This window comes from Xanthomonas sp. 3307, from assembly GCF_014199735.1.
GTDB classification, from domain to species: domain Bacteria; phylum Pseudomonadota; class Gammaproteobacteria; order Xanthomonadales; family Xanthomonadaceae; genus Xanthomonas_A; species Xanthomonas_A rydalmerensis.
Window position 1 is genome coordinate 671,457 of record NZ_JACHOG010000002.1, and the last position, 20,091, is coordinate 691,547.

The window sequence follows — 20,091 nt, forward strand, 5'->3', positions numbered from 1 at the left end:
TCTGCTCGTAGGGCTGGAAGTGGGAGGCACCGCGCCGGATGCGCTCAGCGCGCCTGCGTCGGCCGCGGCATGCGCAGGCGCCCTTGCGCCAGCACCTCGAAGTAGTCGGCCGGGCCGCCGGCGCGCAGCAGGGTGGCGACCGCGGCCGGGTCGTAGATCCCGTCCTGCAGCGCGTGCTCGGCGATGTGCACGCCGATCACTTCGCCCAGCACCAGCCAGGTCTGGATCGGCTCGCCGCGCGCGCTCTGCAGCGGCAGCAGCTGGCTGAGCCGGCATTCGAAGCTCACCGGGCTGGCGGCGACCCGTGGCGCGGCGATCAGGCGCGAGGGCGCGGCAACGAGGCCGGCCAGGGCGAACTCGTCGACCTCCGGCGCGACTGCGGCGGAACTGGCGTTCATCGCCTCGGCCAGCGGCCGCGTGGCCAGGTTCCAGGTGAACTCGCCCGTGGCCTCGATGTTGCGCACGCTGTCCTTCCAGCCGATGCTGGCGAAGCCGACGATCGGCGGGACGTAGTTGAAGGCGTTGAAGAAGCTGTAGGGCGCCAGGTTGGCGACGCCATCGGCACCGCGCGAGCCGATCCAGCCGATCGGCCGCGGCCCGACGATGGCGTTGAACGGATCGTGCGGCAGCCCGTGGCCATTGGCCGGTTCGTAGAAATGGAAGGCGTCGGTGCGATCGTGCATCGGCAGGGTCCGGCAATGACGGAAGGCGGGCGGCGTCGGCGCAGCGCGCTCAGCGCTCCAGGAAGTTCTTGAGCAAGGCGTGGCCATGCTCGGTGAGAATGGACTCGGGATGGAACTGCACGCCCTCGACCGGGAACTGGCGATGGCGCAGGCCCATGATCTCCTCCACCGTGCCGTCGTCGTGTTCGGTCCAGGCCGTCACCTCCAGACAGTCGGGCAGCGTGGTCTTCTCCACCACCAGCGAGTGGTAGCGGGTGGCCTCGTAGCGGTCCGGCAGGCCGGCGAACACGCCGCGGCCTTCGTGGCGGATGCGCGAGGTCTTGCCATGCATGATGGTGCCGGCACGCACCACCTGCCCGCCGTAGACCTGGCCGATGCTCTGGTGGCCCAGGCATACGCCCAGGATCGGGATGCGCTGGCCCAGTCGCTCGATCAGCGGCAGCGACACCCCGGCTTCGTTCGGCGTGCACGGCCCCGGCGAGATGACGATGCGCTCGGGCGCCAGGCGCTCGATCTCGTCCACGCTGAGCGTGTCGTTGCGCACCACCTTGACCTCGGCGCCCAGCGCCTGCAGGTACTGCACGAGGTTGTAGGTAAAGCTGTCGTAGTTGTCCAGCATCAGCAGCATGGCGAAGGACTCATTGCGCGATCAGGAAGACCGCATAGACGTTTTCGGAAAGGGTGAGGGTGCCGGCTTCGAGGGATTCGGCCATGCCATCGGCCGCACGCGCTGTGGAGAGGTCAGCTGCCGGCGCCGGTGGCGCACTCACCAACTGCACCGCGACCGACTCGGACGGCCACTGCCCGGCCTGGATGCCATAAGCGAAATTCGGTGCCACCTCGGAGATGGTGTACAGGCCGCCCAGGCGCACGCCGTAGGCCTTGGCCAGGGACTGTGCGGAGCTTCGCGTCTGCTCGGCCGCCTGGCGCTTGAGCTCGGCGCGCAGCGCGGCTTCGCCGCTGTAGCGTGGCGCGATTCCCGACACCTGCACGTCCTCGCTGGTAGCCAACGCGCCCAGCAAGGCGCGCACATCGTCCAACGCGGCGAACTCGGCCGACAGTGTGCGCTGCACGCGCGTGCCTTCGAACAGTTGCTTGTCTCCTTGGTAGCGACGCTCGGGCGCGATCGACAGCGTCGTGGCCTGTACGCTGCCGGCCAGTGCGTGGCGCTGTGCGAACGCGGCCAGCACCTTTTCGGCATTGGCCTGCACGCGCTTGCGCGCCGCACCCGGGTCGGCATCCACGGCGCTGAGGGTGATGGTTAGACCGAAGCGATCCGGCACCACTTCGCGCTTGGCTTCGCCCTTCACCAACAAATGCGGCTGCGACGGCAGGCTGTTGACCTGTGCGCTAGCGCACGCCGGCAGCGCCAGCACGGCGGCAAGAACCCATGGACCGATCTTGCTGAGTTTCATCGTCCTCTCCTTGGTGGAAAATCAGCCGGCCGCACGCGGCGCGCCGGACTGGATCAGCGTCGCGAAATCCGCGATCAACGCATCGACCGCCGCGTCCTGCGTGGCCCACGAGGTGACGAAGCGGATCACCCAGCGGCCGTCGTCCAGCAGTTGCCAGCGCTCGAAGTCGTAGCGCTGCGCCAGGGCCTCGACCGCGGCGGCGGGCAGGATCACGAACAGCTGGTTGGTCGGCGAGTCCGAGGCGAACTGCGCGCCTGCCGCGGCCAGCCCGGCGCGCAGCCGCGCGGCCATGCGGTTGGCGTGCGCGGCTAGCTGATAGAACAACCCGTCCTCGAACAGTGCGGCGAACTGCGTACCCAGCACCATGCCCTTGGCCAGCAGCGCGCCGCGCTGCTTGAGCAGGTAGCGGAAATCCGCTTTCAGGGCCGAATCGAGGATCACCAGCGCCTCGCCGAGCAAGGCGCCGTTCTTGGTGCCGCCGATGTAGAACGCATCGGTCAGCGCGGCGACGTCGGCCAGCGTCAGGTCGTTGCCCTCGGCGGTGAGCGCGCTGCCGATGCGCGCACCGTCCAGGAACAGCAGCAGGCCGTGTGCGTCGCAGAACGCGCGCAGTGCCTGCAGTTCGTGCCTGCGGTACAGGGTGCCGACTTCGGTGGTGTTGGACACGTAGACCAGACGCGGCTGCACCATGTGCTCGTTACCGTGCTCGGCGAGCAGCGGCGCGATCCGCTCCGGCGTGAGCCGGCCGTCGGCCGCGTCCACGGTGAGCACCTTGTGCCCGGTGGCTTCGATCGCACCGGTCTCGTGGGTGGCGATGTGGCCGCAGACCGCGGCGATCACCGCCTGGTGCGGGCGCAGGAACGCGGCGATGGCGGTGAGGTTGGTCTGGGTGCCGCCGACCAGCAGGTGCACGTCGGCGTCGGCGCAGCCGATCTCGGCGCGGATCAGTTGCGCGGCGCGCGCGCTGTGCCGATCCAGGCCGTAGCCGGCGTTCTGCTCGGCACTGGCGGCGGCCAGGGCGGCGAGCAGGCGTGGATGCGCGCCTTCGCTGTAGTCGTTGCGGAAGCCGATCCGCGGCGACGCGGCGCCGCTCACAGCCCCTTCGCCGCTTCGGCGACCGCGCGGAACAGCGCGCGGCCCTTGTTCATCGTCTCGTCCCATTCGGCCTGCGGGTCGGAGTCGTAGACGATGCCGGCGCCGGCCTGCACGTGCAGGCGGCCGTGCTTGATCACCGCGGTACGGATGGCGATGGCGGTGTCGGCGTCGCCGTGCCAGCCCAGGTAGCCGATGCTGCCGGCATAGACGTTGCGCTTGATCGGCTCCAGCTCGCGGATCACTTCCAGCGCGCGGATCTTCGGCGCGCCGCTGACGGTACCGGCCGGGAAGGTGGCGCGCAGCACGTCGGCGTAGCTGAGCCCGGGCAGCAGGGTGCCGGTGACTTCGCTGACGATGTGCATGACGTGGCTATAGCGTTCGATCACGAAGCGCTCGCCGACCGCGACGCTGCCGGCCTGCGAGACGCGGCCGGCGTCGTTGCGGCCCAGGTCGATCAGCATCAGGTGCTCGGCGCGCTCCTTCGGATCGGCGAGCAACTCCGCTTCCAGCGCCTGGTCCTGTTCCGGGGTCTTGCCGCGCGGGCGGGTACCGGCGATCGGGCGCACGGTGACCTGGCCGTTCTCCAGCCGCACCAGGATCTCCGGCGAGGAGCCGACCACCTGGGTGTCGCCGACGTCGAGGAAATACATGTACGGCGACGGATTCAGCGCGCGCAGCGCGCGGTACACGTCCACCGGGCGCGCGCTGAACGGCACGCTCAGGCGCTGGCTCAGCACCACCTGGAAGATGTCGCCGGCGCGGATGTAGTCCTTGGATTTCTCCACCGCGGCAATGAAACCCTCGCGGGTGAAGCCGGAGACGAAGTCGCTTTCGTCCAGCACGTCGCGCGCCAGCGGCGCGGGGTAGCCGGCACCGGGCTGGCGCAGCGTGGTGGTGAGCGCATCCAGGCGCGCCTGCGCGCGTTCCCAGGCATCGGCCTCGGTCGGGTCGGCATGCACGATCAGGTACAGGCGGCCCTTGAGGTTGTCGAAGACCGCCACTTCCTCGGACAGCATCAGCAGGATGTCCGGGGTGTCCAGTTCGTCGCGTGCGACGGCGCCGGCCAGGCGCGGCTCGATGTAGCCGATGCATTCGAAGCCGAACCAGCCGACCAGGCCGCCGGTGAAGCCGGGCACGCCGGCCAGCTTGGGCACCACATGCTGCGCGCGCAGCGCCTCGACCTCGGCGAAGGGATCGGCGACCTCGCGGCGCTCGATCAGTTCGCCATGGTCGCGCACCTCGAGCGTGTGCCCGCGGAAGGTGTACACGCGGCGCACCGGCAGGCCGATGATCGAGTAGCGCCCGAAGCGTTCGCCGCCTTCGACCGATTCGAACAGGTAGGTGTGCGGGGCGTCGGCGAGCTTGAGATAGACCGACAGCGGCGTGTCCAGGTCGGACAGCACTTCGCGGACGACGGGGATGCGGGTGTGACCTTCAGCGGCGTAGCGCTGGAACTGCTCGCGGGTAATCAAGACGGCTTTCCTTCCGGGACTCGGTGACAGGGCGGACGACGGCTGCAGGCCACCATCGCCACGCACGGCGAGCGGAAGTGAAGGAAAGCGGGGTCGTCAGGCTGGACACGGCGGTTACTTTACCGCAACTGCGGCGACTGGCAACGGTTGCAGACGCGATCGATCGAGTGCGGTGCAGAGGTGGTCGGCAAGGGCGTCGCGTCGGGACTGAAGTCCCTCCCACAGGGGGTTGATTGCCTGGGTACATCTCCGTAGGAGCGGCTTCAGCCGCGACGGGCGTTACCGGGAATGCCCGTCGCGGCTGAAGCCGCTCCTACGGAGAGCAATACGCTGGCAGCACGCGAGCAGACGAATGCGTGGCCGCTAACGCCTGCGCGGCTGCAGCAACGGCGACTCCGGCGGCAGGTGCATGCGCAGGCGCCCGGGCACGCAATCGATGCGGAAGTGGCGCGAGGTTTCCGGCTCGCCGTCCAGGTTCAGGGTCAGCGGCTGCGCCGCCTCGATCTGCAGCCACGGCAGGCGCGCGCGCACCGCCACCCGCTCCAGCGCCGCCTGCTTGCCTGAGGTGACCAGGGTGCCCAGGGTCGCGGCGACCTCGCCGGTCAGTTCCGGCACCAGGGTCAGATCGAGCAGGCCGTCGTCGAGCAATGCGTCCGGGCACAGGACCTGGCCGCCGCCGGCCTGGCGGCCGTTGCCCAGGCCGAGCGCGATGAAATCGCCTTCCCAGGAAAAGTCCGGCCCCGCGAAACGCGCCCGGATCGGATCGATCCGGCCCAGCCGGCTCATGCCGGTGACCAGGTAGGCCAGCCCGCCCAGCATCTTCTTCAGGCCTTCGTCGGTCTCCACCGTGACCTGGGTGCCGAAGCCGCCGCTGGCGACGTTGGCGCACCAGTGCGGGCCGTGCTCGGCCTCGATGCGCAGCAGGTCGATCGGCAGCGCCGGGGTACGTGCGATCAACTCCAGCGCCTCCAGCGGCGGCAGCGGAATGCCGGTCGCGGTGGCGAAATCGTTGGCCGTACCCAGCGCGACCAGGCCCAAGGCCGGCAGCTCGGCGGCCGATTCCTGGCGATGCGCCAACGTCGTGGCGACCTCGCTCAGGGTGCCGTCGCCGCCGGCGGCGACGATGCAGGCCGCGCCATCGGCCACCGCCTCGGCCACGTAACGTTCGGCATCGCCCTGCTCCCAGGTCACCCGCACCTGCAGCGCCACGCCGCGGGTACGCATGGCCATGACCGCCTCGCGCAACGCCTCGTCGCCGGCCGACTTGCCGTTGAGGATCAGACGCCAGTGCGCTGCAGCCATGCGGACCTTCCCGGGGTGAGGCGCCCACGCTAACGGGCACGGCATGCGCGATGCGTGAATCCAGGCGCGCGCGTTGTCATACGCACGTCACCGAGCGTCCGGAACATGGAAGGCCATAGCAAGGAAGACGGATGGAGGCAGGATCAGCCTCCGATTTCTCTCCCAGGGGCCGCACCGGCGACGGTGCGGTTCTTTTCTTTTGGCCGCCCGGCGCCGCTCAGCCGGCCGCGAATCTGGCCAGCGCCTCGCCCTGCAGCCGGTACACGGTCCACTCGTCCTGCGCGAGGGCGCCGACCGCTTCGTAGAAGTCGATCGCCGGCTGGTTCCAGTCCAGCACCGACCATTCGAAGCGACCGCAGCCCTCGGCCACCGCCTGCCGCGCCAGATGCTGCAGCAGCGCCTTGCCGGCACCCACGCCGCGGTGCGCCGGGTCCACGTACAGGTCTTCCAGGTACAGGCCGTTGCGGCCGAGCCAGGTGGAATAGTTGTAGAAGTACACCGCGTAGCCGATCGGCTGGCCGTCGGCCTCGCAGATCAGCGCCTGCGCGCGGGCGTCGGCGCCGAACAGCGTGGCGCGCAGGCCGGCTTCGTCGGTCTGCACCGCGTCCTCGGCGCGCTCGTAGCGGGCCAGGTCGCGGATCAGGCGCAGGATCAGCGCCGCGTCGTCGGCCACCGCCGGGCGGATGTGCAGGGCCGCCACCTCAGCGCGCTGCCACCGCGGCGCGCATCTGCGCGATCACCGCGGCGTAGTCCGGCGCATTGAAGATGGCCGAGCCGGCGACGAAGGTGTCGGCGCCGGCGGCGGCGATCGCGGCGATGTTGTCCGGCTTGACCCCGCCGTCGATCTCCAGCCGGATCGGCTTGCCGCTGGCGTCGATGCGGGCGCGGATCGCGCGCAGCTTGTCCAGCGCCGAGGGAATGAAGGCCTGGCCGCCGAAACCCGGGTTGACCGACATCACCAGCACCAGGTCCAGGTCGTCCAGCACCCAGTCCAGGATGTCCACCGGCGTGGCCGGGTTGAGCACCAGGCCGGCCTTGCAGCCGTGCGACTTGATCAGCTGGATGCTGCGGTGCACGTGGCGGCTGGCCTCGGGGTGGAAGCTGATGATGCTGGCGCCGGCCTCGGCGAAATCCGGGATCAGCCGGTCCACCGGCTCGACCATCAGGTGCACGTCGATCGGCGCGGTGACGCCGTGCTTGCGCAGCGCCTGGCAGACCATCGGGCCGATGGTCAGGTTAGGCACGTAATGGTTGTCCATCACGTCGAAGTGGATCCAGTCGGCGCCGGCGCGCAGCACGGCATCCACTTCCTCGCCGAGGCGGGCGAAATCGGCGGACAGGATGGACGGGGAGATGATGCAGTCGGACATGGTGGGATCTCAGCGCTTGCGCAGGGTGCGGATACGGTCGTAGGCGGTGTTGAGCTGGCTGGCCTTCTTCTCGGCGCGAGCGCGCAGCTCGGGGCTGGCGCTGGCGACCTTGTCGGGGTGGTACTGGGACATCAGCCGGCGATAGGCCAGTTCGATCTCGGCGTCGGTGGCGTCGCGGGTCAGGCCCAGTTCCCGATAGGGATCCTCGCGCTGGGACAGCTTGAACCAGTCAGCGTCGAAGGCATGCCCGATCAGCAGCCCGATCAACGCGCCCAGCACCGGCGTGGGCCGCAGCAGCAGGGCCCCGGCGATGGCGCCGAGCAGTTTTCCGTACCAGGGCATGGGCGAGGGCGGGCGCGGCGTCAGGGCCGGCCATTTTACGGCACAGCGGGGCATTCCGGCCGTACACTACGCGGCCCGCCGTCCGCCGCGGGCCCGCCGGGTCCCGGGACGGTCGCCATTGCGAAGTCCGTAGGAGTGCCTGTGTCCACCACGCTGTTGCAATCCGATCTGCCCGGCCTGCCCTTGCGCCACCGCGGCAAAGTCCGCGACGTGTTCGATATTCCCCGCGAGCGCCTGCCGGCCGACGCGCCGCCCGGCGACTACCTGCTGATGGTCGCCACCGACCGCCTCTCCGCCTTCGACGTGGTGCTGCCCGACCCGATCCCCGGCAAGGGCGAGATGCTGTGCCAGGTCTCCAACTTCTGGTTCAAGAAGACCGACCACCTGATGCCCAACCACCTCACCGGCATCGACGTGGCTGCGGTGCTGCCCGAGGGCGTGGACAAGGCCCTGTACGCCAAGCGCGCGGTGGTGACCCGCAAGCTCAAGCCGGTGCCGGTGGAAGCCATCGCCCGCGGCTACCTGATCGGCAGCGGCTGGAAGGACTACCAGCGCACCGGCAAGGTCAGCGGCATCGAACTGCCCGACGGCCTGCGCCAGGCCGAGAAGCTGGCCGAACCGATCTTCACCCCCTCGACCAAGGCCGCCGTCGGCGACCACGACGAGAACATCGACTTCGACGCCATGGTCAAGACCGTGGGCGCCGAACTGGCCGAGCGCGTGCGCGACGCCACCCTGCGCATCTACCGCTTCGCCGCCGACTTCGCCGCCGAGCGCGGCATCCTGCTGGCCGACACCAAGTTCGAGTTCGGCACCGACGCCGACGGCCGCCTGTACATCATGGACGAGATGCTGACCCCGGATTCCTCGCGCTACTGGCCGGCCGACGAGTACGAAGTCGGGACCAGCCCGCCGAGCTACGACAAGCAGTTCGTGCGCGACTACCTGGAGACGCTGGACTGGGGCAAGACCGCGCCCGGCCCGCGCCTGCCGCAGGACGTGATCGACCGCACCCGCGCCAAGTACGCCGAGGCGCTGCAGCGGCTGGCGGGGATTTCGGTCGACTGAGTGGGGTGCTGCCATGCGCCGGTGTGCCGGCGCATGCGGGTGGTCGCGGAAGGCGGCCACCTTGCGGTCACGCGCCGCTCTGCCTGTTGCTTCACCAGCTGATAATCCTGGCCAACTAGACTCGGTCATCCGCGCGAGCGCTCGTGCGTCCGACCTGATCAGGAGGATCCGTTGGCCAGTTCGCCCCCGCTTTTTGCCGCCCTTGCGCTTTTCATGGCACTGGCAGCCTGCAACTCTAGGCAGGCCGACGCCTCAACGACTGCGAGCCCCGTCGCTGACGCAGCCGCTCGCACTGCATCTTCGGACAAGGCCACTTCCGGTCGCGCGCCCAGCACATCACAGGCTGCACGCCAGGATGACGGCGTTGCAGCGCTGGCCGAGTCCTTGCACCTTCGCTGTGAAAATGCGGCCAAGGGCAGCGGCTGCGTGGCGGGCAATATGGACGCCGGGGATTTCTACGATGTCGATGTGTCTCCAGGCTGTGGCGCAGACGGAAACTTCGCAGGCGTGGCCAAACGCGACGCGACACTTCTGGATGCCTTGCCAGTGACCGGCAGCAAGGTGCAGGTCGCCGCCAGGCTGTCGGACGGGCAATTCGTCTGCATCCTGGCCACCGCGCACGCGGGTCAACGGGCGGCCTACTACTACGTGGTCGCCATTCCCCCTGCCAGCGTAGGCGCGTGCAAGGGAAAGCCCATTTGCACTCAGTATGGCGAGCGTCCGGTTGACTTCGTGACACAGCGCAAGCAGGGAAAGCGCTGCGCCGTTGCAGGCAAGGCGCGCCCTGAGGGCGACTGTGCGCAGGGGTGGATCGAACCGCAGAAGCTGGACGTATTTTCGGAAGGCCTGTGATCCGCCGTGAGGCGAAGGCGCTCGACAGGGGTTGATCACCGCGCTGGCGTTAGGCGCTGGTAGATTCCGCCGCAATGCCCCGCCGCGGCTTCACGACGTGATGATCCTGGTCGACTAAACTCAGCCGCCCGCAGGGCGATTGCCCCGCCCGACCCGATCAGGAGGATCCGTTGGCTATCGCACGCCCCATTCTGACGTCCCTCGCCTTGGCAGCGGCCCTGGTCGCGTGCAAGGCGCAACCGGCCGGCTCCACGGTGGCTGCGGCCACGGCCGCGCCCTCGCAGACCACAGGTGCCGCAGCCGCGCCGCGCTGCCAGGACGCCGATTTCGATGCCTTCCTCAAGCGCTTCAGCGCCGACATCGCGGTCCAGGAAAAGGCCACCGCCGATCCGTTGACGATGATCCATATCGATCCGGACGCGCAGCCGGAACCGGCGCCAGTCACCCGCAACGTGCCGCTCGCCGAAGTCGAATGGCCGGTGATCCCGAACCTGGACGCGGCCCGCAAGGGTGGGCGCGAGGTCGTGGTGACGCAGAACGCCGAGGGCCGGCAGGTCCTGGTGCGCACCCCTGATACCGGCGACCAGCAGGTCTACCAGTTCGCGCAGAAACCGTGCTGGACGCTGGTAAAGGTCGACGACCAGGCGTTGTAGCCTGGACTGGACTGGACTGGCCATGGACGTGCTGCCCACCTCGCCCCCGATCTGCATCGCTTTACGCTCGGTGTTCGTCGACTCGCGGCCGAGCCGGGTGGACGATGGCCGGGACAACGGCCTACAAGTCCGATCTGGTAGTGCACGGCAGCGAGCGGTGCCGCTGGCTGTCAGCTCAAGCAACCGTAGATTTCAGGCTGCGTAACCACCTCCAAGGAGGCGTCGATGCCACATCCGATCACCCTGTCTTCCGCATTCGGCCTGACGTTGTTGCTCGCCGCCTGTGGTGGCCAACCCCAGCCTGCGAGCGACGCGGCACCGAAGGCGGCAGCTACGGAGGCCGCCCCCGCACCTGCTACACCCGATTCGGCCAGAAAAGGAAAAGACGGCATGATCAAGGAATGCCCCGGAGCGCGTCTGCATTTGACCCCGTTGCCTTCCGCGGACGCGTCCGCCCCCGCCAAGACCCAGGTTGCCCTGGAGCGTAACGGACAGCAGCAGCCGCTCGCGCCGCCGCCGGAGATGGCCGACTACACACCCGTGGGACTGGGCTGCAGCGAAAACGCCAAGGGCGACGCGTACTTCGTCGTGCAATACGGCGAACTGCCGTACGGCTGCGAGTTCTGCGAGTGGTTCTTTCTCTACGACGGCAAGGGCCAGCTGCTCAATCATGCCAATCCGCCGCTGCGCGAAGAACAGGGCCAGCAAAGCCCGAACAACGACGAATACGAACACCAGCTCGAGGCGCTGGGCCTGAAGCATCCGGACGTGGAGCCGTTCCTGCCTTGAGCCAAGCATGACCGTGCGCCGAGGAACGGCGCATGGCACACGTAGTACGCAGTACATGGAGCAACACCCATCCCAAGGAAGAATCCGTCTCACAGAAAGGAACGCACATGAGCGACAACAACACGATCTACAACGACATGGTGCAGCCGCGGGGGCCCGGCTACCGCAGCGAGAACGTCAAGCCCTGGAGCCACTACCGCGAACCCATCGACACCAACGATGGTCGTCTGCACGGCGAGTCGCGGCGCTGGGGCGATGCCACACCAGAAACGCAGTCCAGGGTGATCGACAGCCTGATGGACGCCTCGCAAAAGGCCGGCCTGTCGTCACGGGAAACCGCCTATGTCCTGGCCATCGCGCGGGTCGAATCCGGCTTCAATCCGGATGCGGCGGCCGGCACCACCTCCGCGTCCGGCCTCGGCCAGTTCGTCGACCGTACCGGCGCGCATTACGGCGTCAACAATGCCAATCGGTTCGACGTGGACACCCAGTCGCGCGCACTGGTGCAGCACTACATCGACAACCGCGACCTTGCCCAACGCCGCGGCCAGGGCGAAGACCACATCTACAAGTACCACCACGATGGCCCGAGCAAGGACTATGGCGGCCTGGCCATTTCGCGGCGCGAAGTGACGCCGTATCTCGACCGCTACCAGCAGTTCGTCGAGCAGCACCAGGCGCGCACCCAGACCCAGGGACAGGGACAGGGACAGGCACAGGAGCAGGGACGCAGCCAGCAGCACACGGCTGCGCCGACGCAGCAACCGCAAGGCACCAGTCACAGCAACTTCCAGCAGACGATGGAGCGCATGCTGCCGAGCCAGGGCAAGGTCGATCCGCACATCACCGGGCACTATGGCGAACACCGCGCCCGCGGTCCGCACGGCGGCACCGACTTCAACTACGAAGGCGGCCAAACCGGCATCAACCGGCAGCATCCGACGGTGCACGCGCCGATCTCCGGCACGGTGACCTTCTCCGGCGGCCAGTACGGCACGGTGAAAATCCGCGACGCGCAGGGCAATTCGCACGAAATCCTGCACCTGGATTCGCGCTCGGTGAAAGAAGGCGATACCGTGCGCGCCGGCGATGCGATCGGCACCATGGGCGGACGTGGCCCGAACGGGGCGAACCAGTACGCGCAGCACGTGCATTACCAGATGCACGATGCGAACGGGAAGGCGGTCAGTCCGGAGACGTGGTGGAACCGCGGCCAGCAGGTCGACGCGCATGGCCGCGATCAGGCGCAGCATGGCAATGGCACGCTGCGCCAAGGCGACCACGGCCAGGAGGTGCGCGAGTTGCAGCAGCATCTCAACCGCCTCGGCATCCGCGACGCGCAAGGCCGTCCGCTGGCCGAGGACGGCCGCTTCGGGGACAACACCCACGAGGCGGTAACGGCTTTGCAGAAACAGCGCGGCCTCACCCAGGACGGCATCGTCGGCCGCGATACCCGGGCCGGGCTGGCGGCCGCCGAGCAGGCGCAGGCCAAGCCGGCGAAGGGTCCGCAGCTCGGCGAGCCGGGGCATCCGGATACGCCGCTGTACGACAAGATGCGCACGGAAGCCGATCGCGGTGCGGAGAAGGCCAATCCGCCGCACGCCAAGCTGTCGAACGAGGCAGTAGCCAACCTCACCCTGCAGGCCAAGCAGGCCGGGATCGATAGCCCCGACAAGCTGAAGGAGGTCAATGTCGCCAACGACAAGGCCTTCGTCGCCGGGACCACGCCGGGCTTCCGTGCGGTGGTGGACCTGCAGCAGCCGGCACCACCGCTGGAGCAGACCAGCGCGCAGTTGGCGCACCAGTCCGCACAGCAGCAGGAGTCGGGGCAGCGCGAGCAGCAGCAGGAGACGAACAGGAGCATGGCGCGCGCCTGAGCCGCCAGGCCGTGGCGGGGCGGTCGTGCCGACAGCGCGATCGCCCCTGCTCGGCGACTCCACCGCTTGCCTGCGACGACCGCTCAGGCGGCCGACGCATCGCAGACACCGTTCGTCGAAACGAAAAAAGCACCTCTCATCCCCTGCATCCGGCACGATCGAACCAGATGCAAGTTGCCTTGTGAAAGCGACGGGGCGTCCCCGGTAAAGCCCGTCGCGGCTGACGCCGCTCCCACAGGACATTGCCCGACGTTTTGCAGGACCCCGAAGGTCGCTCCGCTGGGGACGGCTGCATGCGTGCTGTGCTGGGCGAGGACATGGACGGCATCGGGCGCGACCAGCAAACGGGCAAGGCGTCCGTGCTGCTGGCAACGGCTGCCGGCGTCGCCGGATGCGCGGCCCGGTGTCTCCGCATCGCACCGACGATGGCGCTATGCTGGGCCGGTTCCTGGGAGGGAAGATGGATACCACCGCCTACGCGCGCCCGATCGACCGCTATTTCGCCAGTTATTCCGACGATCACCGCAATGCCGCCAACCAGCGCATCCACGTGGTCGCCGTGCCGGCGATCCTGTGGTCTGTGGTGGCGCTGCTGTGGTGCATCCCGGTCGGCGGCACCTGGTTCCAGAGCGGGCTGTGGGCGGCGCTGGGCATGTTCGCGGCGTGGATGTACTACAACCGCCTGTCGCGTCCGCTGGGCTACGGCATGCTGGCGGCGTTCTTCTTCTGCGGCTGCCTGTGCCGGCTGCTGGAGGCGCACCTGGGCCTGCAGGGGCTGCTGTGGCTGGCGATCGGCGTGTTCGTGGTGGCCTGGATCGCGCAGTTCATCGGGCACGCACTGGAAGGCCACCGGCCCAGCTTCCTCACCGACCTGACCTATCTGCTGATCGGCCCGGCCTGGGTGCTGGCCAAGCTGTACCGGCGCATGCACTGGCGCTACTGAGCGCGGCCGCCCCACACCGCAGCACAGCCGCCGGGTACGCGCGGACGCTGCCCGGACCTTCCTCCCCTCGTTCGCCGCGGCGCCTGCGCGCCGTCCGCACCCAGCTGACGCGTGCGCGCGACGCGGCGTCAGCCCTGCTTCGCCGTGTCCCCAAGGTCCAGGCCCAACATCCCCGCATCCGGCGCGAAGGCGCACGGCGCGTAGCCGAAATCCCGCCGCGCCGGTTGCAGATCGAACGTCAGGTCCTCGCGCATGCGCTGCAGCGCGGCGCGGTTCATGCCCTGCAGGCGGCCGCAGGCGTGGGCCAGCGCCAGCGCCGACGCGAACAGCGCATGCGGCAGCGTCAGCAACCGCGCTGGCGGACGCAGTACGGCCAAGACCCGCCGCACCATCTCGCAATAGGTGAGCGTCTCGCCGCCACCGAGGGCGTAGCTGCGCCCGTGCGTGGCCGGATGCGCCAGCACCGCCAGCGCCGCGTCGGCCAGGTCCTGCACGTGCACCGGCTGGCGCAGGCCGCTGGCGCTGCGCGGCAGCACGAACCAGCCGGTGCGCCGCGCCAGTGCCGCGATCGCGCTGAGGGTGCGGTCGCGGCCGGCGCCGTAGACCAGGGTCGGCCGCAGCACCGTCGCCGCCGCGCCGCGCTCGGCCGCGACCGCGAACACGATGGCCTCGGCCTCGCGCAGGCGCCGGGCGACGTCGCGCTCGGCCGGATCCAGCGAGTCGCGCTTGACTTCCAGGCTGGTGGAGCCGAACGCGACCACGCGCGCCGCGGCGACCGGCGCGCGCCGGTACCAGTCGGCGAAGGCGTCCAGCGGACCGCAACTGAACACCACGTCGGCCGCCACCGGCGGCGCCTGCAGCGCGCTGAGTTCACCGGCATGCCAGTGCAGGCCGGATTGCGGCGCGCGCGTCTGACGGGAGTAGGCATGCACCTCCCACCCGTCGGCCAGCAAGCGGTGCAGCAGGCGCTCGCCGATCTGGCCGCTGCCGCCGAACACCAGCGCGACGCGCGGGGAGGCGACGGACGGAGGGGAAGCGGACGCAGCGGCAGGCGAATCGATCATCGACACAGAATAGTGCGTGCACGGCCGTTTGCGGCCGGGAGCATGCGGGATCGGGCCGCTGCACAGCACGCCACGGCGGATGGAGGCGCGCGATTACGCGGCGCTGGCGTACGCAATCACCCACGATCGCCACGCTCACGGCGCCCTCGCCCTACGCCGCACGTGCCCGCATCGAGAGCGACAGGCGCCTCTGCTGCAGAACATGCCCACCCACGGCAACGCTCGTGCCACACGCATGGCGCACGCCCTGCACAGTCGGCAGTCGACAGCCCCATGCAACGCGTACTCGCAGGCACATCACCTGCCTGCGGCTATGCTGTGCGCATGACCGTGCACGCCTTTCGTTTCCGCGCCGGCCAACGCCGTGACGCGCCTGTTACACTCGGGCTCCTGCTCGCGAATCTCGTATTCCCTGCATGATCCCAGCCCTCGACCTCCTGCTGGCCTTGCCGTTTCTGATGGCAGTGGCCGTGGTTGCCCTGCGCCACCGCTCGCGTGCCACCCTGGCCTGGGCCGCGGCGCTGGCGCCGTTGGCGGGCTTGGCAATATTGGGCGCGCTGACGCCGACCGTGCTTGAGGGCGGCATCGTCCGCGCCGACCACGCCTGGCTGCCGCAGATCGGCCTGCAGTTCTCGCTGCGCCTGGACGGCCTGGCCTGGATGTTCGCCGGCCTGGTGCTGGCGATCGGCGCGCTAGTAGTGATGTACGCGCACTACTACCTGAGCGCACGCGAGAACGCGGCGCGCTTCTACGCCTATCTGCTGCTGTTCATGGGCGCGATGCTGGGCATGGTGATCGCCGGCAATCTGTTGCTGCTGATGGTGTTCTGGGAACTGACCAGCATCAGTTCGTTCCTGCTGATCGGTTTCTGGTCGCACCGCCAGGACGCGCGCGACGGCGCGCGCATGGCCCTGGTGATCACCGGCGGCGGCGGCCTGGCGCTGCTCGGCGGCGTGCTGCTGCTGGGGCGCATCGTCGGCAGCTACCAGCTCGACGCGGTGCTCGCCGCCGGCGACGTGATCCGCGCCAGCCCGCTGTATCCGTGGGCGCTGGGGCTGATTTTGCTCGGCATCTTCACCAAGAGCGCGCAGTTCCCGTTCCATTTCTGGCTGCCGCATGCGATGGCCGCGCCCACCCCGGTGTCGGCCTACCTGCACTCGGCGACGATGGTGAAGGCCGGCGTGTTCCTGCTGGCGCGGCTGCATCCGGCGCTGGCCGGCAGCGACCTGTTCTTCTACACGGTCAGCGGCATCGGCGCGGTCACTCTGCTCACCGGCGCCTGGTTCGCGATCTTCCAGCACGACCTCAAGGGCCTGCTGGCGTATTCCACGATCTCGCACCTGGGCCTGATCACCATGCTGTTCGGGCTGTCCACGCCGATGGCGGTGGTGGCCGGCGTGTTCCATATCCTCAACCACGCGGTGTTCAAGGCCTCGCTGTTCATGGCCGCCGGCATCATCGACCACGAGACCCACACCCGCGACATGCGCCGGCTCGGCAACCTGCGCCGCTGGATGCCGATCACCAGCGCGCTGGCGATCACCGCCTCGCTGTCGATGGCCGGCATCCCGCTGCTCAACGGCTTCCTGTCCAAGGAGATGTTCTTCGCCGAGGCGCTGGGCGCCGACGGTCCGGCGGCGATGCGCCTGTTCACCGCGACCTCGGCACTGCTGGCCGGCGTGTTCGGCGTGGCCTACAGCCTGCGCTTCGTCTACGAGACGTTCTTCGGCAAGGGCCCGCGCGATCTTGAGACGATGCCGCACGAGCCGCCACGCTGGATGAAGATTCCGGTGGAGATCCTGGTGCTGGTGTGCGTGGCGGTCGGCATCGTGCCGGCGCTGACCGTGGCGCCGGTGCTGCGCAGCGCCGCCGGCGCGATCCTCGGCGACGCCCTGCCCGATTACAGCCTGGCCGTCTGGCACGGCTGGAACGCGCCGCTGGCGATGAGCATCGCCGGCGTGGTCGGCGGCGTGGCGCTGTATTTCGGCCTGCGCCGGTTGACCGCGCTGTACACCGAGGTGCGCCACTCGCTGGGCAAGCGCGTGTTCCACTGGCACGTGCAGACCCTGTTCGGCGTGGCCGCGCGCTTCACCCGCGTGCTCGCCAACGGCAGCCTGCAACGCAGCCTGCGCTGGCTGGTGCTGGCCGCGGTGGTGGTGGTGGCCGCGCCGCTGTTGAACGCGCCACCGTTGTGGCAGCAGTGGCCGGCGCCGCAGGGCATGCCGCTGCTGGGCTGGGGCCTGTGGCTGCTGATCCTCAGTTGCGCGCTGTCCACGCTGTTCCTGTACCACCAGCGCCTGCTGGCGGTGCTGGTGCTGGGCGGCAGCGGGCTGGGCGTGAGCCTGGTGTTCGTGTTCCTGTCGGCACCGGACCTGGCGCTGACCCAGTTGCTGGTGGAGATGGTGACCCTGGTGCTGATGCTGCTGGGCATGAACTACCTGCCCAAGGCCTCGCCGCCGGAACCGCGGCGCTGGCGCCGCTGGCGCGATGCGGCCTTGGCGATCGTCGCCGGCGGCGGCATGGCGCTGCTGGCGTACTCGGTGATGACCCGGCCGGCAACGACCATGGCCGGCGAGCTGCTGCAGCGCGCGCTGCCGGAAGCCTACGGCCGCAACGTGGTCAACGTGATCCTGGTGGACTTCCGCGGCTTCGATACCTTCGGCGAGATCACCGTGTTCGGCATCGCCGCGCTGGTGGTGCACGCGCTGCTGCGGCGCGCGCGGATGGCGCCGGAGAAGGTGATGCCCGGGCCGCCGATCAAGCTGCCGGTGCCGGCCGACCTGGCGCAGCTGATGTTCCCGCTGACCCTGACGGTGTCGATCTTCCTGTTCCTGCGCGGCCACAACGCGCCCGGCGGCGGCTTCATCGCCGGGCTGGTGCTGGCGGTGCCGCTGCTGATGCAGTACGTGATCCAGGGCGCGGCCTCGGTGGAGTCGCGCTTCGGCTTCGACTACATCCGCTGCATCGGCCTGGGCCTGCTGCTGGCCACGCTGGGCGGCATGGCCTCGATGCTGTTCGGGGTGCCGTTCCTGACCAGCGGCCATCTCGACCTGGCGCTGCCGCTGATCGGCAGCGTGCCGTTGGCCAGTGCGCTGATCTTCGATACCGGCGTGTATCTGGTGGTGTTCGGCGGGACCATGCTGTCGCTGTCGATGATGGGCACCATCAAGCCCTCGCGCACCCGCGACTCGCAGCGCGGGCAGATCGACCCGGCGCAGCGTTCGCCCATCACCGGAGAGATGCACTGATGGAACTGGCACTGGCGAGCGCGATCGGGGTGCTGACCGCGGTGGGCGTGTACCTGCTGCTGCGGGCGCGCAGCTTCGACGTGATCCTGGGCATGACCGTGCTGTCCTACGCTACCAACCTGCTGATCTTCGCCGGCGGCCGGCTGGTGCAGGGCAAGGCGCCGGTGCTGCGCGACGGCATCGCCCCAACCCTGGCCGAACACGCCGATCCGCTGCCGCAGGCGCTGGTGCTGACTGCGATCGTGATCGCCTTCGCGATGACCGCGGTGAGCATCGTGCTGGCGATGCGCAGCCGCGGCGACAACCACAGCGACCACGTCGATGCGCGCCAGGATCCGGCCGAGGGCCAGCCGCCATGACCCATCTGCTGATCCTGCCGATCCTGATCCCGTTGCTCGGCGCGGCGCTGTCGCTGTTCGTGGAGCACCGCCGCTATGGCCGCAAGGTGCGCCGCGTGGTGGCCTGGACCGCGATGACGGCGCTGGCCGCGACGGTGCTGGCGCTGTGCGTGCAGGTAAGCGACGGCCAGGTCCACGCCTATCTGCTCGGCGACTGGCCCTCGCGGCTGGGCATCGTGCTGATGGCCGACCGCCTGTCGGCGTGGATGCTGGCGACCACCACCCTGCTCGCCGGCGCCTGCCTGCTGCACGCCTGCGCCGGCTGGGACCGGCGCGCGCCGCATTTCCACGCGCTGTTCCAATTCCAGCTGGTCGGCCTCAACGGCGCGTTCCTGACCGGCGACGTGTTCAACCTGTTCGTGTTCTTCGAGGTGATGCTGATCGCCTCCTACGGCCTGCTGCTCAGCGGCGGGCGCGGCCTGCGCCTGCGTGTGGGCTTCCACTACGTGGTGTTCAACGTCACCTCCTCCACCGTGTTCCTGATTGCGTTGGGCCTGCTGTACGCGCTACTCGGCTCGCTGAACATGGCCGAGCTGTCGCAGCGCGTGGCGCAGGCGCCGCCGCAGAACGTGGCGCTGATCAAGGCCGCGTTCGGCCTGTTGCTGCTGGTGTTCTGCGCCAAGGCCGCGCTGCTGCCGCTGTACCTGTGGCTGCCGGAAACCTATGCACGCGCGCCGGCGGCGGTGGCGGCGCTGTTCGTGATCATGACCAAGGTCGGCCTGTACGCGGTGCTGCGGGTGAGCACGCTGATCCTCGGCAACCAGGCGCAGGCGCTGGACGGCTATGGCCGCGACTGGCTGCTGTGGCTGGGCCTGGCGACGCTGCTGCTGGCCGCGCTGGGCGTGCTGGCGGCGGTGCGCCTGCGGGTGCTGATCGGCTACCTGGTGATCGTGTCGGCGGCAACGCTGTTCGTGGCCTTCGCCCTGGATGCGCCCGGCACGCTCGGCGCCGGCTTGTACTACCTAGCGCACAGCAGCTTCGTCGCCGCGGCGCTGTTCCTGATCGCCGACCTGATCCGGCGCCGCCGCGGCGGCGCCAGCGACCGTAAGGAGATCATCGCGCCGCTGCCCGGCAAGACCGTGCCCGGCGTGCTGTTCCTGATCGCGGCGATCTCGGTGGCCGGGCTGCCGCCGCTGTCCGGCTTCCTGGCCAAGGTGGCGATCCTCAGCGCGACGCCGGGCGGGCTGACCGGGCCGGTGTGGGCCGCGGTGCTGCTCAGCAGCCTGATGGTGATCATGGGCCTGACCCGCGGCGGCGTGCGCCTGTTCTGGCGCGTGCCCGGCGACCAGGAAACGGCCGAGGACGATACCGTGGAGCTGCCGCGCCCGGCCCCGCGCAAGGCGCCGGCGCGGCCGCTGGAAACCGCCGCCACCGTGCTGCTGCTCGGCTACGGCGTGGCGATGACCGTGGCCGCCGGGCCGCTGCTGCGCTACGGCGAGGCCGCCGCCGCGCAACTGCTGCGCCCGGCCGACTACACCACCCAGCTGCGCGGCACCGCGCCGATCCTGCGGGAGCCCTGA

At 69.4% G+C, this 20,091-nt stretch carries 19 protein-coding genes; 9 read left to right on the forward strand and 10 right to left on the reverse strand.

The features are described 5' to 3' along the window. Nucleotides 1–44: 44 nt before the first annotated feature. The 9 genes from GGR64_RS07850 to GGR64_RS07890 all read right to left on the reverse strand — a co-directional run bounded on the left by GGR64_RS07850 (nt 45) and on the right by GGR64_RS07890 (nt 7,679). The gene (locus GGR64_RS07850; protein ID WP_184449632.1) at nt 45–683 is read right to left on the reverse strand and encodes a flavin reductase family protein; all 639 of its coding nucleotides are present in this window, start codon (nt 681–683) and stop codon (nt 45–47) included. A gap of 49 nt (nt 684–732) precedes the next feature. Beyond that, nucleotides 733–1,311 carry an aminodeoxychorismate/anthranilate synthase component II gene (locus tag GGR64_RS07855; RefSeq protein ID WP_160966417.1) on the reverse strand — a complete coding sequence of 193 codons (579 nt, stop codon included), beginning with the start codon at nt 1,309–1,311 and terminating at the stop codon, nt 733–735. Nucleotides 1,312–1,321: 10 nt separating this feature from the next. Next, nucleotides 1,322–2,098, reverse strand: a complete 777-nt coding sequence (locus GGR64_RS07860) for an SIMPL domain-containing protein (RefSeq protein ID WP_160966415.1) — start codon at nt 2,096–2,098, stop codon at nt 1,322–1,324. 21 nt (nt 2,099–2,119) lie between these two features. Continuing rightward, nucleotides 2,120–3,193 carry an aminotransferase class I/II-fold pyridoxal phosphate-dependent enzyme gene (locus GGR64_RS07865; protein ID WP_184644981.1) on the reverse strand — a complete coding sequence of 358 codons (1,074 nt, stop codon included), beginning with the start codon at nt 3,191–3,193 and terminating at the stop codon, nt 2,120–2,122. After that, nucleotides 3,190–4,665, reverse strand: coding sequence for an anthranilate synthase component I (trpE, locus tag GGR64_RS07870; protein ID WP_160966411.1), 1,476 nt, complete (start codon nt 4,663–4,665; stop codon nt 3,190–3,192). The genes GGR64_RS07865 and trpE overlap by 4 nt, the downstream gene beginning before the upstream one ends. Nucleotides 4,666–5,028: 363 nt before the next feature. Further along, nucleotides 5,029–5,967, reverse strand: coding sequence for a lipid kinase YegS (gene yegS / locus GGR64_RS07875; RefSeq protein ID WP_184449641.1), 939 nt, complete (start codon nt 5,965–5,967; stop codon nt 5,029–5,031). A 217-nt stretch (nt 5,968–6,184) separates the two neighbouring features. Then, the gene (locus tag GGR64_RS07880; protein ID WP_184644983.1) at nt 6,185–6,667 is read right to left on the reverse strand and encodes a GNAT family N-acetyltransferase; all 483 of its coding nucleotides are present in this window, start codon (nt 6,665–6,667) and stop codon (nt 6,185–6,187) included. A gap of 1 nt (nt 6,668) precedes the next feature. Further along, nucleotides 6,669–7,337: a ribulose-phosphate 3-epimerase gene (gene rpe, locus GGR64_RS07885; RefSeq protein ID WP_184449645.1), complete on the reverse strand. Its 669-nt coding sequence runs from the start codon at nt 7,335–7,337 to the stop codon at nt 6,669–6,671. Nucleotides 7,338–7,346: 9 nt separating this feature from the next. After that, on the reverse strand, nt 7,347–7,679 hold the full coding sequence (locus GGR64_RS07890; protein ID WP_010341396.1) for a DnaJ domain-containing protein: 333 nt from the start codon (nt 7,677–7,679) through the stop codon (nt 7,347–7,349). Between the two features lie 141 nt (nt 7,680–7,820). Between GGR64_RS07890 and GGR64_RS07895 the strand changes: the two genes are divergently transcribed. The 6 genes from GGR64_RS07895 to GGR64_RS07920 all read left to right on the forward strand — a co-directional run bounded on the left by GGR64_RS07895 (nt 7,821) and on the right by GGR64_RS07920 (nt 13,861). Further along, nucleotides 7,821–8,747 (forward strand): phosphoribosylaminoimidazolesuccinocarboxamide synthase, encoded by a 927-nt coding sequence (locus GGR64_RS07895; RefSeq protein ID WP_184449647.1) that lies wholly within the window; start codon nt 7,821–7,823, stop codon nt 8,745–8,747. Between the two features lie 171 nt (nt 8,748–8,918). Then, a complete protein-coding gene (locus tag GGR64_RS07900) occupies nt 8,919–9,599 on the forward strand; it encodes a hypothetical protein (RefSeq protein WP_260302949.1) in 681 nt (226 codons plus the stop codon). 170 nt (nt 9,600–9,769) lie between these two features. After that, nucleotides 9,770–10,252 (forward strand): hypothetical protein, encoded by a 483-nt coding sequence (locus GGR64_RS07905; protein ID WP_184644985.1) that lies wholly within the window; start codon nt 9,770–9,772, stop codon nt 10,250–10,252. Nucleotides 10,253–10,477: 225 nt separating this feature from the next. Next, entirely contained in the window at nt 10,478–11,041 is a 564-nt protein-coding gene (locus GGR64_RS07910; RefSeq protein WP_260302950.1) for a hypothetical protein, read from the forward strand. 107 nt (nt 11,042–11,148) lie between these two features. Then, nucleotides 11,149–12,918, forward strand: a complete 1,770-nt coding sequence (locus GGR64_RS07915) for a peptidoglycan-binding protein (protein WP_184644987.1) — start codon at nt 11,149–11,151, stop codon at nt 12,916–12,918. 460 nt (nt 12,919–13,378) lie between these two features. Beyond that, nucleotides 13,379–13,861: an Mpo1-like protein gene (locus GGR64_RS07920; RefSeq protein WP_152236627.1), complete on the forward strand. Its 483-nt coding sequence runs from the start codon at nt 13,379–13,381 to the stop codon at nt 13,859–13,861. A gap of 128 nt (nt 13,862–13,989) precedes the next feature. Here GGR64_RS07920 and GGR64_RS07925 read toward each other — a convergent pair whose 3' ends face one another. After that, nucleotides 13,990–14,925 (reverse strand): NAD-dependent epimerase/dehydratase family protein, encoded by a 936-nt coding sequence (locus GGR64_RS07925; RefSeq protein WP_184644989.1) that lies wholly within the window; start codon nt 14,923–14,925, stop codon nt 13,990–13,992. Between the two features lie 416 nt (nt 14,926–15,341). Between GGR64_RS07925 and GGR64_RS07930 the strand changes: the two genes are divergently transcribed. From GGR64_RS07930 to GGR64_RS07940, 3 genes are read left to right on the forward strand one after another with little or no spacing between them, the layout of a single operon-like run. Next, nucleotides 15,342–18,173, forward strand: a complete 2,832-nt coding sequence (locus tag GGR64_RS07930) for a monovalent cation/H+ antiporter subunit A (RefSeq protein ID WP_184644991.1) — start codon at nt 15,342–15,344, stop codon at nt 18,171–18,173. Beyond that, complete coding sequence (locus GGR64_RS07935) at nt 18,173–18,532, forward strand: Na+/H+ antiporter subunit C (protein ID WP_184644994.1); 360 nt, start codon at nt 18,173–18,175, stop codon at nt 18,530–18,532. The genes GGR64_RS07930 and GGR64_RS07935 overlap by 1 nt, the downstream gene beginning before the upstream one ends. Next, complete coding sequence (locus GGR64_RS07940) at nt 18,529–20,091, forward strand: monovalent cation/H+ antiporter subunit D (RefSeq protein WP_184644996.1); 1,563 nt, start codon at nt 18,529–18,531, stop codon at nt 20,089–20,091. Before GGR64_RS07935 ends, GGR64_RS07940 begins: the two co-directional genes overlap by 4 nt.